Origin of the sequence: Inquilinus ginsengisoli (assembly GCF_050434925.1) — a bacterium.
Lineage (GTDB): Bacteria > Pseudomonadota > Alphaproteobacteria > DSM-16000 > Inquilinaceae > Inquilinus > Inquilinus ginsengisoli_B.
Window position 1 is genome coordinate 6,280,273 of record NZ_JBNDJK010000001.1, and the last position, 15,323, is coordinate 6,295,595.

At 61.9% G+C, this 15,323-nt stretch carries 13 protein-coding genes; 3 read left to right on the forward strand and 10 right to left on the reverse strand.

Annotation, left to right across the window (positions count from 1 at the left end):
• Window positions 1-23 precede the first annotated feature (23 nt).
• The 3 genes from QFZ27_RS29965 (at window position 24) to QFZ27_RS29975 (ending at window position 3,717) form a co-directional block, all read left to right on the forward strand.
• The gene (locus tag QFZ27_RS29965) at window positions 24-821 is read left to right on the forward strand and encodes a hypothetical protein (protein ID WP_429230112.1); all 798 of its coding nucleotides are present in this window, start codon (window positions 24-26) and stop codon (window positions 819-821) included.
• 7 nt (window positions 822-828) lie between these two features.
• A complete protein-coding gene (locus QFZ27_RS29970; RefSeq protein WP_429230113.1) occupies window positions 829-1,938 on the forward strand; it encodes a hypothetical protein in 1,110 nt (369 codons plus the stop codon).
• Window positions 1,939-2,166: 228 nt separating this feature from the next.
• Window positions 2,167-3,717: an asparagine synthase-related protein gene (locus QFZ27_RS29975; protein ID WP_429230114.1), complete on the forward strand. Its 1,551-nt coding sequence runs from the start codon at window positions 2,167-2,169 to the stop codon at window positions 3,715-3,717.
• A gap of 295 nt (window positions 3,718-4,012) precedes the next feature.
• Here QFZ27_RS29975 and QFZ27_RS29980 read toward each other — a convergent pair whose 3' ends face one another.
• The 10 genes from QFZ27_RS29980 to QFZ27_RS30025 form a co-directional block, all read right to left on the reverse strand.
• A complete protein-coding gene (locus tag QFZ27_RS29980) occupies window positions 4,013-5,209 on the reverse strand; it encodes a glycosyltransferase family 4 protein (RefSeq protein WP_429230115.1) in 1,197 nt (398 codons plus the stop codon).
• An 18-nt stretch (window positions 5,210-5,227) separates the two neighbouring features.
• Entirely contained in the window at window positions 5,228-6,322 is a 1,095-nt protein-coding gene (locus QFZ27_RS29985; RefSeq protein ID WP_429230116.1) for an MraY family glycosyltransferase, read from the reverse strand.
• 380 nt (window positions 6,323-6,702) lie between these two features.
• Window positions 6,703-7,245 (reverse strand): YdcF family protein, encoded by a 543-nt coding sequence (locus QFZ27_RS29990; protein ID WP_429230117.1) that lies wholly within the window; start codon window positions 7,243-7,245, stop codon window positions 6,703-6,705.
• Window positions 7,246-7,331: 86 nt separating this feature from the next.
• Complete coding sequence (locus QFZ27_RS29995) at window positions 7,332-7,985, reverse strand: PIG-L deacetylase family protein (protein ID WP_429230118.1); 654 nt, start codon at window positions 7,983-7,985, stop codon at window positions 7,332-7,334.
• On the reverse strand, window positions 7,985-8,794 hold the full coding sequence (locus tag QFZ27_RS30000; protein WP_429230119.1) for a sugar phosphate nucleotidyltransferase: 810 nt from the start codon (window positions 8,792-8,794) through the stop codon (window positions 7,985-7,987). The genes QFZ27_RS29995 and QFZ27_RS30000 overlap by 1 nt, the downstream gene beginning before the upstream one ends.
• Window positions 8,794-10,104 (reverse strand): methyltransferase domain-containing protein, encoded by a 1,311-nt coding sequence (locus tag QFZ27_RS30005; protein WP_429230120.1) that lies wholly within the window; start codon window positions 10,102-10,104, stop codon window positions 8,794-8,796. Before QFZ27_RS30005 ends, QFZ27_RS30000 begins: the two co-directional genes overlap by 1 nt.
• Before the next feature lie 354 nt (window positions 10,105-10,458).
• Window positions 10,459-12,057 (reverse strand): lipopolysaccharide biosynthesis protein, encoded by a 1,599-nt coding sequence (locus QFZ27_RS30010; RefSeq protein WP_429230121.1) that lies wholly within the window; start codon window positions 12,055-12,057, stop codon window positions 10,459-10,461.
• Between the two features lie 128 nt (window positions 12,058-12,185).
• Complete coding sequence (locus QFZ27_RS30015; protein ID WP_429230122.1) at window positions 12,186-13,364, reverse strand: class I SAM-dependent methyltransferase; 1,179 nt, start codon at window positions 13,362-13,364, stop codon at window positions 12,186-12,188.
• Between the two features lie 67 nt (window positions 13,365-13,431).
• Window positions 13,432-14,259, reverse strand: coding sequence for a sugar phosphate nucleotidyltransferase (locus tag QFZ27_RS30020; RefSeq protein WP_429230123.1), 828 nt, complete (start codon window positions 14,257-14,259; stop codon window positions 13,432-13,434).
• Window positions 14,256-15,254 carry a glycosyltransferase family 2 protein gene (locus QFZ27_RS30025; protein WP_429230124.1) on the reverse strand — a complete coding sequence of 333 codons (999 nt, stop codon included), beginning with the start codon at window positions 15,252-15,254 and terminating at the stop codon, window positions 14,256-14,258. Before QFZ27_RS30025 ends, QFZ27_RS30020 begins: the two co-directional genes overlap by 4 nt.
• Window positions 15,255-15,323: the final 69 nt, after the last annotated feature.

A 15,323-nucleotide genomic window follows, 5' to 3' on the forward strand; every position in this document is an offset into this window, starting at 1 on the left:
TGTTTCGGCGCCGCGTTGCAGCCATGCTCATCAAGCGACTTATCTGTGTCACGATCCTTCTGGCATTTTCGAGTGCGGTCGCCGATCAAGGCACGTCCTCGGCTGCAAGCCCGGCCAAATGGCTCTCCGAATCCCGCTTCGTCATCTCGTCGATGGAAGCCGGCCCGATCGGCTATCTCGAAGCGTGGGGTGGCTCGGAATTCGGCTACGCCTATACCTATTCGATCTCGGACGCGCCTGCGGGGGTGACCGTGGATGCCGACAGCGGCATGCTGTCGGTTGCAGCGCCGCTCGCCGTCGCCACCTATGCCTTCAAGACATCGGTGCACAATCGCGGCGATAGCTCAGAAGTGGCGAATTTCCCGGTCACACTCGAGGTGATGGCCGGGGTCACCGCCCGCCGCACCAAGAGCGCCGTTCTTCACAGGGACTATGTGGTTGACTCCGGTGAGTACGGCACCCCGGTCGGCACTGACTACACCGAAGTCCTGATGAAGATCCGGCGCGCCATCATCCTCGACCAGAAGGCAGTGGGAGACGGCAAGCTGCGAGCGGCGATCATCTTTCACGGCGGCGGCCAGTACGATTATGCGAACAATCGCTGGACTTTCGGTATCCAGTACCTCGATATCCGTAGCGACACTCCCGGTGTTCGTGCGAAGCTGCGCAACATCGCGCCGGACAGCCCTTATCATATCGCCGCGGCCATCCTGCAGCTGGGGCGCCAATACTTTCAATGCGTCGGACCGACGGACGACTGGATCTGCGAGCAGCCGAGATCGGTCGGCTTCAAGATCGATACCACCCCCCCCCGGCGATGATGCCGTGATGCTGAAAGACGCGAGCGATGCGCGCAATTTCCCGATCGGCCGCTACGTGATGGTTGGTTCCTACGACCAGCAGATGTACGGCTTCCCTCCCAATATCCGCTATTTCGAATATGCGAGGGTGATGTCGGTCAGCGGCAGGAGGGTCGTTCTGGACCGGCCTCTTCGGCAAAGGCACAAGGACGATTACTGGGAAACCCTCCAGGATCCGAACTCCCTCGGCGTTGCTCGCATTTATGCGATCGATCGTGACGACCAGCGTCTGACATTGCGCGCCCGCATCAAGGACATCGAATTCCTGGCCGATCCCGACAAGGGGACACCGGGAAGCAAGCTCTACGGCGCTGCCCTCGAGATGAGCTTCGAGAACTGCGTCATCCCCCATTTCGTACCGACGCAGGCTCGCTTCGCTCGGGTCAGCGGCGGATCGGTGCTGAGCGGCGAGCTCGACAAGCTGGTCAGCATGGTCGTGTTCGACGGCACCACCACGAGGGATCTGTATGAAGGAACCGGTGTGGACTATCTGTTGTTCAAGAACACCGATGCGACCAGCGGCTATGGGCTCGCGCCGCGCCAGCTGCGCGCCATCAATTCAACCCTCCGCGGCATCGAGTACGCACCGCTCACGTTCAAAGGATCGTGGACGACGCAACAGGTGGATGTCAACGGCAGCACCTTTGTCGGCGCCGGACCGGTTTTTGCCGAATGGCCGCCCGAAAACCTGGTCGTCGGGCAGGATGGGGTGAGCTGGGACGGCCGGCGACTGACGCTTTCCGCGATATCCTCGTCCGACCGCAATAAAATCTGGGCCCGCGCCGCCTGGGCAGGCGCGATCGTGTATGCGGACGCAGTGCCGTCTCCGAACTGGGGCATCGTCACCGATATCACCGGCGAGTCCGACTCCATGCATTTCGATATCGATTGGAAAGCGGGCCCCGGCTCGGTGACGGGAACTCAACTCTATGTGCCCAGGCTGCACGACGTGACCGTGAGAGCCTCCCATACCGCGCCGGGGCTGTCATGGAACGACACCGATGCCGGCCGTCAGATCACGCCTGCCGCCAGCCGGCCATTTCCTGAAAGCTATCCGGTGGACATCTCCGGTTTCTAATGATCCGTCAATCCTCCTCGTTCAGAGATCCTACAGACGCCGACACCTGACAGTTCGACAACATCTTGCTCACGTATCTTTCGGGAACGCCCGAGCGGTTATCTCAACCTTACCATCAGCAAGACGCCACAAATTCTGCACGCCCGTTGACGATGAAGCACGTGTGATCGCTGGGAGCTACTGACGCAATCCACAATCGGCGCCTACAGCGAACAAGAGGACATCGAGATGATCACAGAACTTGCAAGCAGCAGGACGCCATTGCCGACGAGCTTCCGGTTTCGCGATAGGTCGGGCGCAACCGAGATATCAGTACCGCTGACCACAACAGAGCAGTTGTACTATCGATCGGATGAAAGATCGCTCAGAATAAGCGACGATTTGCGAACCTTGCAAAGACCCAATGACGAACTTGACGAAGTCGCGATCTATTCATATCTGCAGTTTGGCGCTGTTGTTCCACCTCTAAGCCCCTGGAAATCAATCCGTCGATTTGTTCCTGGGACGACCACGATCGTCTCCAATGCCAGCACGCCATCAGTTCGTAGATCATGCCCACAGAAGCCTCCGACCCAAGCCATTCGCTCGCCGAACATTGAGCAACAGATCTCGATGGTCGTATCGGCGCTTGATCGGTCCCTGCTCGAGCATTGCGCGGGGCGTCCGGTCACGATCCTGTTTAGCGGCGGGGTCGATTCCGGGCTCCTGGCGGCCAGAGCGGCCGTCCTTAGACTGAAGAACGTCACTCTCGTCAACTACAGCTTCGGCCCGAACGACGCGGAATCGATGCTTGCTGAGCAGATGGCCCGCCATCTCGGGCTGAAGTTCGTACGAATCATGGAGGATACTGGCGGCTCGGATGTTGCCGATGTCCTGCGGCATGCCGGTGTCTATTACCGAACTCTCTTCGGCGATCACTCCGTCGCCCCGACATGTGCGATGATCCGTGCGGCCATTCCCCAATGTGAAGCCGGCGGTATCGTTCTTGAAGGGACAGGGGCAGATTCAGGCTTCGGGGAATTCGGCAGGGCCATGCAATGGCAACGTGTCTATGCGCTGCCAGCTTGGAGCCGGAAACTCGGCGCCATGGCCTATCGGACAACGCGGGCCTGGGGAGGGGAAAGCAAGCTTGAGTATTACTTGCGGATCCTTCGCCGTGCCGAGCAGCTGAAGCACCCATTCGCGGCCGTTGCCGAAAATGCATTGCTCGGTATTGCTTATCACCCATCGAAGGAAGACGTCGACGCCATCGAAGAGCACCTGGCTGGATGGCTGCCCCATCTGTCGCCGCCCGATCCTCGCCTGCAGCTGGCGGCATTCGACCTGTCGCTGGGTTGTGCCTCGATCACTGCACAGAAATCGCGATCGCTGTTCGACGGGACGTCACTGGATGTCGTCTACCCTTACCTCCTGCCGGATATGGTCAATGTGGCGTTTGCGTCGGTCGACTGGCCCGGATCTGGGACGGAAGTGAAGCGGGTCTTGAAGGCTGCGCTGGCGCAGCACGTTCCATCCACGATGGTGTATAGGGCCAAGAGCGGGTTCGTCGCCTCGATGCCTGACAAATTTGGGCATAGAGCCTTTCTGACGGCGTTCGACAAACTGCTGGAGCCGCAGGCGCCGCTGAGCCGCTTTCTCGACCGCAAGTTCCTTCTTGCCATCAGGTCGAAGCTGGCCACGAAGCAGAAGCTGCCACCGCAAACCGAATATTTCATATGGTGTGCCGTGTTCGGCAACGAGTGGATCGAACAGGTCTCGAGGGGTAACTTGAACTCCTGATCGTCCGGGCCGGCGCTATCATTATGCCGGCCCTCGGAAGGGCATCATACGACAGATCCGACCGAGGAAGCCGTCGCCTTCGGCCGAATTCTTGCGATCCGACCCGCCGCCCGCGATCATCTGGGATGCCGTGCAGCTCTCTACCCGCGCCTGGCAGCGCACGCGGCGAAGAGCTGGCCTCCGGCTGGCTTGCGTCGAAATTCAGGGCCGGCGTCGATCCGCGCGGGAGATCACGGGGACCGATCTGTCCCGGCGGCGCAGCCGCCGGGCTACGATTGCGATGCGAAGCCGGCGTTCAGGCCTGGCGCTCACGCAGCATCCGGATGGCGTTCTTCAGAGGTGTCGGCAGATAGGTCCGAAGGCCGGGCCTCAGACCCGACGGCAAGCGCCATTCTGCAAGGTCGAGCGACGGTGCGATGACAGGCTGCGAGTATCGCAGGCTGTCGATCAAGTCGCGATAGCGCTCCGTCATGAGGCCGATGCCGAAGTGGTCACGCGCTTTCCGGCTCGCCCGGGCCGCCATCTCCGCACGGCCGGCCTCGTCCTCGGCGAGCCGGACGATCGCCCGGGCCGCTGATCGCGAGTCGCCGACGGGAAACAGAAACCCATTCACACCGTGCTCGACCGACAGGTCGGTGACACCTTGGATGTAAGAGGCAACCGGCACGCAGCCCGCGGCCATGGCCTCGACCAGCGTCAACCCCAGCCCCTCGAACCGGGAAGGCATCAGAAGCACGTCATGCTCCGCCAGGAGCTTGCCGATCATGCTCGGCGCCACCGCACCGCGGAACTGGACGCGGCCTCCAAGACTTGCGCACTGCGCCTTCAGCCGGGCGAGGTCGGGTCCGTCGCCGGCCACCGTGAGGGTGATGGAGGCAGGCAGTTTGCGGAAGATCCGCGGCAGCCAGAGCACGCCTTTGGCCTGGTCCTCGACCCGCCCGAGATAGAGCACCCGCAGGCTCTTAGACGAGCGCTCGGGGCGCGCCAATGCCAATCCGGCGGTATCGATCCCATTCGGGATGGCGACCGTCCAGCCGCGATCGAAGCCGTACCGGTGCACGAGATCAGTCTTGATCCGCGGTGAGACCCCGACTGTCGCATGGACATGGTCGCGGATTGCGCGGGCTGCCGCATAGGTCCCGGGCGTGATGTTATGAACGATCATGATCCGGGTGATGCGTGGATCCAAATAGCGGACGGCATTGGTCTGGACCGGGTCGGCAAGCACATTTACGAACACGCCGTGAAAGCCGTCCTCGATCGCCCTCACCATCGCCCGCATGCGCGCATGGTCATCGTCGTCGGGCCGGCCGACCGTGTTGCCGTGATCCCTTTCCGTGCGGAACATCGGGCTGTCCGCCGCAGCGTGAGCATTCGGTCCGCACCCCAGCCAGCGAAGCTCGATCCCGGCGCCGGCGAGGCCGGTTCGCAGATGCCGAAACACTGAATATGTCCCGCCGATATGGGGAAACCCGAAATAGGCGAGCTTCATCCGGACGCTCCTGCGGGATCACATACGTGTGGTGGCCGTCGGCCGAAGCGGCCGTGCCCGGCGGACCGAGATCCAGACGAATCCGCAATGGATTGCGACCGGAAGCAGTAGTCCGATAGTGAGCAGCTGGTCGGAGACGGCGTAGACGGTTCCGACATAGGCGATTGCACCGCACAGGATGGAGAGGCCGACGATCACGCCGGTCGTGGCGGCATGGGTGAGCCCACGCTCCAGAAGCAGATGATGCAAGTGCCAGCGATCGGGAGAGAAGGGGCTGCGGCCCGCGTGCAGCCGGCGCGCCATCAGGTTGAGCGTGTCGACCATCGGGATGATGCAGACCCAGAGCAGGACGGGAAACGGAATGGTCGGTTGCGGTCCCGACGACATGTCGACGATGAAGTAGGCGACCGCGGCGCCCAGCATCGTGCTGCCGGCGTCGCCCATGAAAACGAGCGCGCGCGGCCGCCATCTATGGCGCATATTGAAGGTGAGGAAGCCCAGAACCACGGCCAGCAGCAGGAACAGCTGCGTGATGGCTGCATCGCGCCCAAGGAAGGAGGCCATCAGGGCCAGCCAGAACAGCGCCGAGGCGGCGACCCCCCCGGCGAGACCATCGAGACCGTCGATCATGTTGAAGGCATTGGTCAGCCCGACCAGGAACAGGACAGTGACGCAAAAGACCAGCGCCGACAGGATCGGATCCGCGACGATGGCGTGAACGTCCACGAAGGCGCTGCCGAAATTGCCGATCGAGCGCCCGCCGATGCCGACCATGATGATCGCTGCCGTCGCCTGGATCATCAGCCGCCAGAGCGGGCGGAGATTCAGGCGATCGTCGAGGGCTCCGACCGCGACGAGGATCGCAAGACCGGCGATGAACGACCAGGGAGCCCGCAAGGACGGCTCGAGCACACATGTTCCGATGACATAGGCGGCGAACATCGCCAGCCCGCCGCAGACTGGGATCACCCCTTCATGCGCCTTGCGTGCGGTCGGATGATCGACGAGCCCGAATCTGGGGGCGATCCGCTGCAGCCAGACGACCAGAACCACAGCAAGGAGAAAGCCGTTCAGTAGATGGGCGGCTAAATTCGGCATCGCGCCCCCTTTCATGAACCGTAATCTTCGTGGAGCGCCGGACGGCGCATAAAGGCCGGATGAATCGGCGGCCCGAAGCCCGCCTTGGAACTCTAGGCAACGGCCTTGCTATGTTCGATTCGGACAAACTGGTGGTCCGCTCTATCCGGAAGGAGAATTCCATCATTGCGGCCGCAGTCTTTGGACGCAGGGGACGACAAAGTTCTCAAACCGACGGTCCCGTTGCGGGCCTTCCTCTTTTGCAGGAGCCCGGCCGTTTCCAGCGACAATCAACCATTCGCAGGGCGGCGCGCCGTCGGGAATCGCACCGGAGGACAGCACGAGCGATCGATACAGAGAATTCATGGACGGGCTTCAAGCCCATACCGCAGTCCGTCGCTGATCCGGCCTGGCTCTCAGAACGCCGTGACGCCGTATTGGAGGGAATACCATGCGATCTTCAGGTATTCCTTCAGCACCATGAGGCCGCCGTCGTCGCGTATCATCTGCCGGTAGGATTCGCTCCGCTCGACTGGTGCTGACATCCATTCCAATTGCGGCAGGACCAGCCGGAAGCAGGCGAGAGCCCGACGGGTATGATACCAACTCGTGACCAGGATGGCGCGTCGTGCGCCCATCGCCATCAGCATGGGAGCGGAGAACTCCGCGTTCTCCCACGTGTTCTGGGCGGCGCATTCAACCTGGATCGCCTCCCGCGGCACGCCCGAGTCCACCATGTGGCTTCGGATGCTCTCGCAATCGCCGACGCCCGTCACGAGAACCCTCGGCGCGAGCCCCTGCCGGTAGAGGGCGGCTGCGCGCCAGGCCCGGTTCGGCCCGCTGCCGCCGAGGACGACGATGACATCGGCCGGCTCGAGCGGGGTTCGGACGAGAAGCAGCGGTTCCGAAGCCTTCACGGCCACCGCGACGGCAACGCAGCTGGTGAGCGAGATCAGCATGATCGCCACACAGATCCGGCGGGTTCTGGGGGATCGAGGCTTCATCACCTCGGCGTCTCCGCGGATAGGCCCCGATCGTAGCAACCTCAACCGATCAACCCTTTGGGCAGGACGAAGGCCTCGGCATAGCGCTCCGGCGCCCGGCACTCCATACCGCGCAGGCGGGCCAGCCCCCGGAACGTCTCGGCATCGAACCAGTCCTTCGACCGCTGCGTGCCGAAATGGGCCAGAAGAAGCTCGATCTTGCGCTCAAGGACATCGGAGTCGAGCGGTACATAGAGGTTCGGCTGGCCGAGATCGCCATCCCATTTTGGAATCTCATATTCAAGGATGAGATGATCGCGGAAGGCATTCCAGGTCAACCGGCAGGTCTCCTGGTGGTCCTGGTGCGCGTCGGTCCGGCGATGGGTCAGGACGACATCCGGATTGCTGCGAGCCTTCAGTTCGGAGAACCAGGCCTTGATCTCGCCGCCCTGGTAGGGAAAGAAGCTGTCCCTGAAGGCGGCGAGCTCGACGACGGAACTCGCCGCACCGGCGAGGAAGGCGGCGGCGGAAGCCTCGGCCTCCGCCGCGCGCGGACCGGCGGCGCTAAGCACGCACCAATGGACGTGGAGCCGGACTCCGGCCGCGATCCACGACAGAAGCGTGCCCCCTGCCCCGATCTCGATATCATCGGAATGGGCGCCGAGGCAAAGAACGGTGAGGTCTTCGCCCGGCCGCGCCAGACCCAATGCCCTCATCAGGCCAGCACCAGGGTCTTGGCCTTCTCCTTGGGCGGGCGCGGCACGCGCCAGGGCATCTTGCCCTGTTCGACCATATCCTCGAGAGCCTGACGATCCTTCAGCGTGTCCATGGAGCGCCAGAACCCCTCATGCTTGTAGGCCATGATCTGGTTCACCTCGATGAGCCTCCGGAAAGGCTCGAGGACAAGGTCCTCGCCCTCTTGCATGAAATCGAAGATCTCGCGCCGGAACAGGAAGTAGCCACCATTGATCCAGATATCGGAACGATCGGAGCTGCGGAAGTCGTGCACCTCGCCATCCTTGCCGATATCCGCCAGGTGATAGGTCAGGGGCGGGCGCACAGCCATGAAGCAGGCGACCTTTCCGCTTTTCTTGAAGCGGTCGATCATGTCGTCGAGGTCGCAGTTGGTCAGGCCGTCGCTGTAATTGGCCAGGAAGATCTCCTCGTCCCGCACCTGATCCCGCACGGCCCACAGACGCTCGCCGATATTGCGCCAGATCCCGGTGTCGATGAGGGTAACCCGCCAATCCCTATCCGGCTCATTCAGCAACTCGACATTGGCGCCGAAGCCCGAGATCACGCAATCGGAAAAATTCTGCGGGCGATAATTGAGGAAGAAGTCCTTGACGATTCCAGCCTTGTATCCCAAGCAAAGAATGAAATCGGAGTGCCCGTATTGCCGATAATACTGCATTACATGCCATAGTATCGGCTGGTGACCGATCAGTATCATTGGTTTTGGGACAGTCTCGGAGTACTCACGAATTCGGGTCCCCAAGCCGCCGCAGAAAAGAACCACTTTCATCAGAGCAATTCCTTCGGACCGATAACCGCCACCTCGGGGATCGGAACGATGAATTTTCCACCCCACTCGGCGACATGGCGCATCTGCTGAACGATCTCGTCTTTGAGATTCCAGGGCAGGATCAGGATATAGTCGGGCTTGGCCGCGTCGATGGCTTCCACCGAAAGGATGGGAATTCGCATGCCGGGCGTGAACTGCCCCTGCTTGTAGGGATTGCGGTCGACCGTGAAATCCAGGAAGTCCGGGCCAATGCCGCAATAGTTCAGCAGCGTATTGCCTTTGCCCGGCGCCCCATACCCGCAGATGGTCTTGCCCGCGTTCTTCGCCTCGATCAGGAAGGACAGAAGCCGGCGCTTCGTGCGGCGAACCTGCTCGGCGAAGGACGCGTAACTTGCGATGTCGCGAAAGCCCAGCCGGTGTTCGCGGGCCAGGAGATCGGGGACGCTCTTCTCGGTCGGTCGGGCCGAGCCGGCATGGGACAGATACACGCGCAGCGAGCCGCCATGGGTCGGAAGCTCCTCCACATCGATGATCCTCAGGTCATGCCTGGCCGCCAGCCGTTCAATCGTGACCAGCGAGAAATACGAGAAGTGCTCGTGATAGATCGTGTCGAACTGGTTTTCCGCCATCAGCCGTTCGAGATGCGGGAACTCCAGCGTGATGACGCCTTCCGGCTTCAGCAGCCGAGCCAGGCCCGCGACGAAGTCGTTAAGTTGCGGGACCTGGGCCAGCACATTGTTGCCGACGATAAGATCGGCCTGCTTTCCCTCGGCGACGAGTGTCCCGGCAAGATCGAAGCCGAAGAAGTCGACCAGGGTCGGGACGCCCTTCTCGATCGCCACCTTGGCGACGTTGGCCGCCGGCTCTACCCCCAGGACGGGAACGCCGAGCGGCAGGAAGTGCTGCAGCAGGTAGCCGTCATTGCTCGCGATTTCGACGACCAGGCTGTCCGTTCCGAGTCCGAGCCGCTGCTTGATCATTTCGCAATAGGCTTTGGCATGCGCGAGCCAGCTCGTCGAATAGGACGAGAAATAGGCATACTCGCGGAAGATGTTCTCCGGGCTCACATATTCCCGGAGCTGGACAAGGAAGCACTCGCCGCAGACCAGCACGTGGAGCGGAAAATGCGGCTCCATCTCATCGAGCTGCTCGGGGGTGATGACGGTCTGGCACAGTGGCGAGGAGCCGAGATCGACGAAGACATGCTCGAGATGACTGCCGCAAAGACGGCAGCGGGCTGCGTGAGCGAGCTGAGTCCCATGTGCCGCGTCAACAACGTCGGTTGGTGTATCGATTAACTGGATATTCATCCCCAATCTCCATGGACGCCGTTTGCGCCCTTTCGGTATCAGGAGACCGCCAACGCGGCCGGCGCGAACTGGGGCCAAGCCCCGCTTCACCAAATCGTCAAATTTGTTTCATGCTTGATTTCTCTGCCGACAGCGCAGCGATGCTGTCTCCCAACGGGAAGTGTAGCAACCAAGTAGATCTATACGATCACACCATTAAGATTGACTTGCCATGTATCAGAGTGGATAGCTGAAGCCCATTATTTGAGCGGGTGACTAATTCGTTCAAGTGATGCATTCGGATCGCGCAGCTACCCCGAAATGGGTAGGAAGAAACGCTGATATCGGAAACACCCATCAGCTCCCCGGGCGTGATCAGCCGGGGTGGATCGGCGGCTCCATCCGCCCTGCTGCAGTGGCGGGTCGACGGCGACGCAGGGCGGTGCGCAGCCCAGCACTGGCCTGGCTCCTGTCGGCCGCTGTCAGGCCGAACAGCCACATGCCGCCGAGGCACACACATCCAGCGACCACGGTGCCGGCCAGAAGGCGGTCAAAGGCGGTGGGCAGCACTGACCCGTTCGCGACCGCCATCACCGCGAAATAAGTCGCTAGTGAGACCGGCAACAGCGGCAGAAGGCAAGTCCGGACATAGGTCGCAATGGGCAGCTGCAGCCGCCGCAGGCCGTCGCTCAGGACGATCCAGCTGGTTGTGAGCAACTGTGCCAGCAGCGTGGCCAGGGGAGCACCCAGCAGCCCCATATATTGCACGAGCACCCAGGACAGGGCGAGATTCAGCCCGCCCGCCACGAGAAAGGGGATGGCATAGACTTCATTCTCAGTCGCCCGGGAAAACACGAGAATTGCGTTCTGCTGCACGCACAGCAAGAACATGGCGCCGAGGGCCGTCAGCACGGCGTAGCCGGCGAAATGCTCGGATCCGATCCAGACGCTGATGAGGTCCCCGCCCACGACCAGGAACGTCGCCACGCCGCAGGCCATCAGGATCAGGGTGATGCGGAGGCTGCGCAGCACGATATCGTGAATTTCCTCCAACGAGCCGTTGTGCCAGAGTTGGCTGACATAGACGCTGGAGGTTTGGCCCAGAGCCAGGGCCAGGATCGCAAGATTGTGAAGCAGCGCGTAGACAGCATAGTAGGCCGGCACCTGGGTCGTATCGACATAGAGCGCGATGAAATATTGGTCCGTCTTGAAAAGCATGGCGAAGCCGACAGCCGTGAGCCATGACCGGATCGAAGGCGCCAACATGCTGCGCATGACAGTCCGGTCCCAGCGGCCAGGGGTCGAGAACAGTTGCGGCTGCCGGTGCCGGACATAGAGGCGGGTTGCCAGGCGCACCGCGATGCCACTGATCGCCGCGACGATCGAAAGCCAGAGCAGGCCGCCACCGAAAAACGCCACCAGCATCTGCGTCAGCAGGGTCACGATCCCGACCACGGTGACGATGATGGTTCCCGCGGCCACATAACCCAGGCCGGTCGCCAGGGCCGTCCAGAGGCCGGACCAGGTTGTTGTAGCATAGCCGAAGCACAGGAGAGTCCAGGCGACCCAGGCCGTGGTCGGCGACACCTCCCGTAGATCCAATTGCCAAAGGTACAGGCTGCCCAGCGCAAAGGTGAGGACGAACACGCCGACGGACACGAAGCGGAACGCGAGCGTCCCGGACGCAAGCAGATCGGCGAGTTCGCGCCGCGCCTCTTCATCCAGAGGTTGATCGGGCCCGGCCCGGCTCTTGCCCGCCGCAAATGCGATCCGTCGCGTTATGGTGGGCGTAAAGCCAGCCTCCGTGACGATGCCGAGAAAAATTGTGCTCTGGCCGAGAATAAGCCAGAGCCCGAGTTCCTCCTGATTCATGGCATGGAACAGGATCGGGAGAATGAGAAGGTTGAGTCCGATCCGGATCACCTGGCTGAGCCATGAAGCCGAGACGGCAAGGGCAATCTTTCGACCGATCATGGAAGTCGACCGGATGAAGCCGGGGAAGCGCCGGCCTTGGCCGCGCTGTACGGTTCGATCGCCCCCCCGTTGACGCAGCGGCGCTGCGGATCAAGCCGCCGATGATCGATGTCAAGCCCGTCCATGATTCACACACACCGGATTTCGGGTTCGCATCCCCGGACCCTCAGCATCTCGCGGATCTCGTCGCGGTAGACGGGATTCATGATCACCACCAGATCGGGCGACGTCGTCGACAGCTCGTCCGGGGATACGATCTCGTGGCCCGTGACAGGCAAGTAGCGGCCGTGGCGGAACGGATTGATATCCACCACCGACTCCACCTCGCCGTCGACGCCGAGCGTGGTCAGGAAGGCGACGGCCTTCGAGCCCGATCCCCAGAGCACCGTCCGCCTGCCTGCCGCGGCCATGTCCCGCAGGTGATGGTGCCAAGCCCTGCTGGCGCTTCCGACACTCCGCCGAAACTCCTCGATCCACTCCCGGGTCTCCGCAACCGCGTCGGCGCTCGCCGAGACTGGCATCCGGGTATTCGCCGGCCGGGCCTCGATCATCAAATACTGGTCGTCGTAATCGGTCCAAACGCGATCAACGGCGAAGCCGGACCGTGCGAAGAGGTGCGAGAGGCTTTGCGCCGTGAAATACGAGCAATGTTCATAATAGATATCCCAGAATGCCCCGTCCTGCAGGACCCGTTTGGCATTGGGGACCTGGAAGAAGACAGACGTGTCCTCCTGCCCTTCGAGAGCCCGGCGGACCATGCCGACGAAGCGGCCGACGTCCGGGATATGCTCTAGGGTCATCTTGCAGCACACGAAGTCGCACGACACCGGACCGGTTCGTTCGTCGAAGAACTCGCGGACAAACCTGGCCCGCCCAGCCGATGCCGCATCAAGGCGGCTCGGCACAAAGCTCGGGTCGTAGCCGACCCCTTCATTGTCCCCGAGCCGGCATAGCAGGGCGAGGAATTCCCCCTTGCCGCAGCCGATCTCGATCACACGCTTGCCGTGAAGATCATGCCGGTCGATCAGGTCGCGGGCGAGGCGTTCGTGAAAGGCGTTGAAGGTCGGAGAGAAGCCCTGCGTCTCCTCATATGCCTCCGAATAGACCGTGCGCGATGCTTCCCAGGCTGCGTTGAAGATGAAACCGCAGTCTGGACAGCAGGACAGCCGCAGGGGAGCGACTGGAAAGTCGCGCGCGGCCATTCGGTCATTGATCAGAAGGCAGCTGTTGGTCGGAATCGCGGGCAGCTCATAGAACGAAGCTCCCACCCCTGCCCCGCAGCTGGGACAGGTGGAATCAATGGTCATGGTCGTCTCCAATGGTAGCCGGCCGCGCGCCTGAAGTTCCGCCTGCTGACGAGACCTGCCGTCAGAACTAGGACGTGGCCTCGAGCGCCGGCCGGAGGAGCGGCGGTGAGACCGCCACTCCGGAGGTGATCGTGGTTGGCGCCCACCGCTTCCAGGGAGCTTTGCCGGTGTGCCAGAGGTCGTTGAGCAGAATGGATTCAGGCAGCGTGTCCATGCACTGCCAGAAATTCTCATGTCGGTACGCCATCAGTTCGCCAGCGGCCGCCAAATCGGCCAATGGCTCTCTCTCCCACTGGATCGAGTCACCCGCAATATAGTCGAAGACCTTCGGGCTCAGGACGAAGTACCCGCCGTTAACCCAGTGATTTGGATCAACGACCTTCTCCTGGAAGGCCGCGACGCGGTCGCCGTTCAGCGATAGACCACCGAACCTTGCCTGCGGGTGGATCGCCGTCAACGTCACCAGCCGGCCATGCGCAGTGTGGAAGGCGAGCAGTCGGCCGAGATCGACGTCGGCGAGCCCGTCGCAGTAGGTCAGCATGAACGGATTCGAACCGAGATACGGGGCCAACCGCTTGAGCCGGCCCCCCGACAATGTCTCAAGGCCGGTGTGGATCAGTTCGACCGTCCAACCCGGCTCCGACCTCGGATGGATAATCGTGCGCGGGCCATCCTCGATCACCGGCCCAGAGCCCTCGGATTCGAAATATTTTTTGATCGATTCCGCCTGATAGCCAAGTGCCACCACGAAATGCGAGAAACCGAAGGAGCTATAATATTTCATGATATGCCAGAGGATCGGATCGCTTCCGATCCGGACCATGGCTTTCGACTTGGATCCGGTCTCCTCGGCGAGCCGAGATCCCTTTCCACCCGCGAGAATGACGACCTTCATTTCTGCACCTCGGGACCGGATCCGCTTCCCGCCGCGGCGAGACTGGGTACCTTTCGGGTCTGCAGCCAGCGCTTGACCCGTCGCCCTGCCATCAGGATCCGGGGATCGGCCGCAGTGATCGGCTCGATGATCAGCCGTGACAGCGTATATCGCGTCAGAAGATGACGCAGGAGCATGAGATAGAGCCTTTGGCGCTCCCACCGGTTCGCTACGTGCTTGCGAATGGCATTAAGGGCGTGCATCTGGATCTGCCAGGTGGGGCAGAGATCGATCAGCCGGGCACGGTCGCTGTTGTTCCACCATCGCAAGGATGCGGCGCGGTCGACCAGGACCGCTTGGCTGAAGCGCTCTGGATGATGCCGGTTCAGAAAGAGCGGTTCAGGGACCAGGACGAAGCGACCCAGCAGCCCCAGCTCGGTGCCGAGGACGACATCGGAGCAGGTAAACGGGGCGAGCAGGCCCGTCTTGGCCAGGACTTCCCTTCGGATCAGCGCGAACACTTCCCAGTAGCGGCGGGGGTATCTGACCAGGGCAGCGAACCGCTCTGACACCCGCGGAGAGCTTGCCCGCTGGAGGCCGTCGTCGCCGATCGACTTGATCACGCCCTTGGCGTCGATGATGCCGACGAGCGGCTGGGCCAAGATCGCGTCCGGCTCGCGGTCGAGCGCCGCCACGCAGCGCTCGAGATATTGCGGCGCCAAGACGTCATCATGCGCGAGCCACCGGAAGTACTCTCCCGTAGCGAGCTCGAAGGTTCGCCGAAAATTGGCACTTGCACCCAGATTCTCGGAATTGCGGTGGTATCGGATGCGGGGGTCCGCCTCGGCTTGGCGCCGGCAGATTTCCTCGGTCCGGTCCGTCGATCCATTGTCGCAGATGACGAGCTCGAAATCTGCATAGGTCTGAACCAGGACTGAATCGATGGCTTGATCGATATAGTTCTCACCGTTGTAAACCGGCAAGCCGATCGAGACCCTGTATCTGTGGTTGACCATAACGGCCCCTCTTGCATTCGGCCCTTGGGACCGAAACAGAATCTAAGGTTATCTTCACGTCTCAGACCG

Coding starts and splice junctions, on each gene's coding strand:
- QFZ27_RS29965 (WP_429230112.1), top strand. CDS start 24: ATGCTCATCAAGCGACTTATCTGTGTCACGATCCTTCTGGCATTTTCG.
- QFZ27_RS29970 (WP_429230113.1), top strand. CDS start 829: ATGCTGAAAGACGCGAGCGATGCGCGCAATTTCCCGATCGGCCGCTAC.
- QFZ27_RS29975 (WP_429230114.1), top strand. CDS start 2,167: ATGATCACAGAACTTGCAAGCAGCAGGACGCCATTGCCGACGAGCTTC.
- QFZ27_RS29980 (WP_429230115.1), bottom strand. CDS start 5,209: ATGAAGCTCGCCTATTTCGGGTTTCCCCATATCGGCGGGACATATTCA.
- QFZ27_RS29985 (WP_429230116.1), bottom strand. CDS start 6,322: ATGAAAGGGGGCGCGATGCCGAATTTAGCCGCCCATCTACTGAACGGC.
- QFZ27_RS29990 (WP_429230117.1), bottom strand. CDS start 7,245: ATGCTGATCTCGCTCACCAGCTGCGTTGCCGTCGCGGTGGCCGTGAAG.
- QFZ27_RS29995 (WP_429230118.1), bottom strand. CDS start 7,985: ATGAGGGCATTGGGTCTGGCGCGGCCGGGCGAAGACCTCACCGTTCTT.
- QFZ27_RS30000 (WP_429230119.1), bottom strand. CDS start 8,794: ATGAAAGTGGTTCTTTTCTGCGGCGGCTTGGGGACCCGAATTCGTGAG.
- QFZ27_RS30005 (WP_429230120.1), bottom strand. CDS start 10,104: ATGAATATCCAGTTAATCGATACACCAACCGACGTTGTTGACGCGGCA.
- QFZ27_RS30010 (WP_429230121.1), bottom strand. CDS start 12,057: ATGATCGGTCGAAAGATTGCCCTTGCCGTCTCGGCTTCATGGCTCAGC.
- QFZ27_RS30015 (WP_429230122.1), bottom strand. CDS start 13,364: ATGACCATTGATTCCACCTGTCCCAGCTGCGGGGCAGGGGTGGGAGCT.
- QFZ27_RS30020 (WP_429230123.1), bottom strand. CDS start 14,259: ATGAAGGTCGTCATTCTCGCGGGTGGAAAGGGATCTCGGCTCGCCGAG.
- QFZ27_RS30025 (WP_429230124.1), bottom strand. CDS start 15,254: ATGGTCAACCACAGATACAGGGTCTCGATCGGCTTGCCGGTTTACAAC.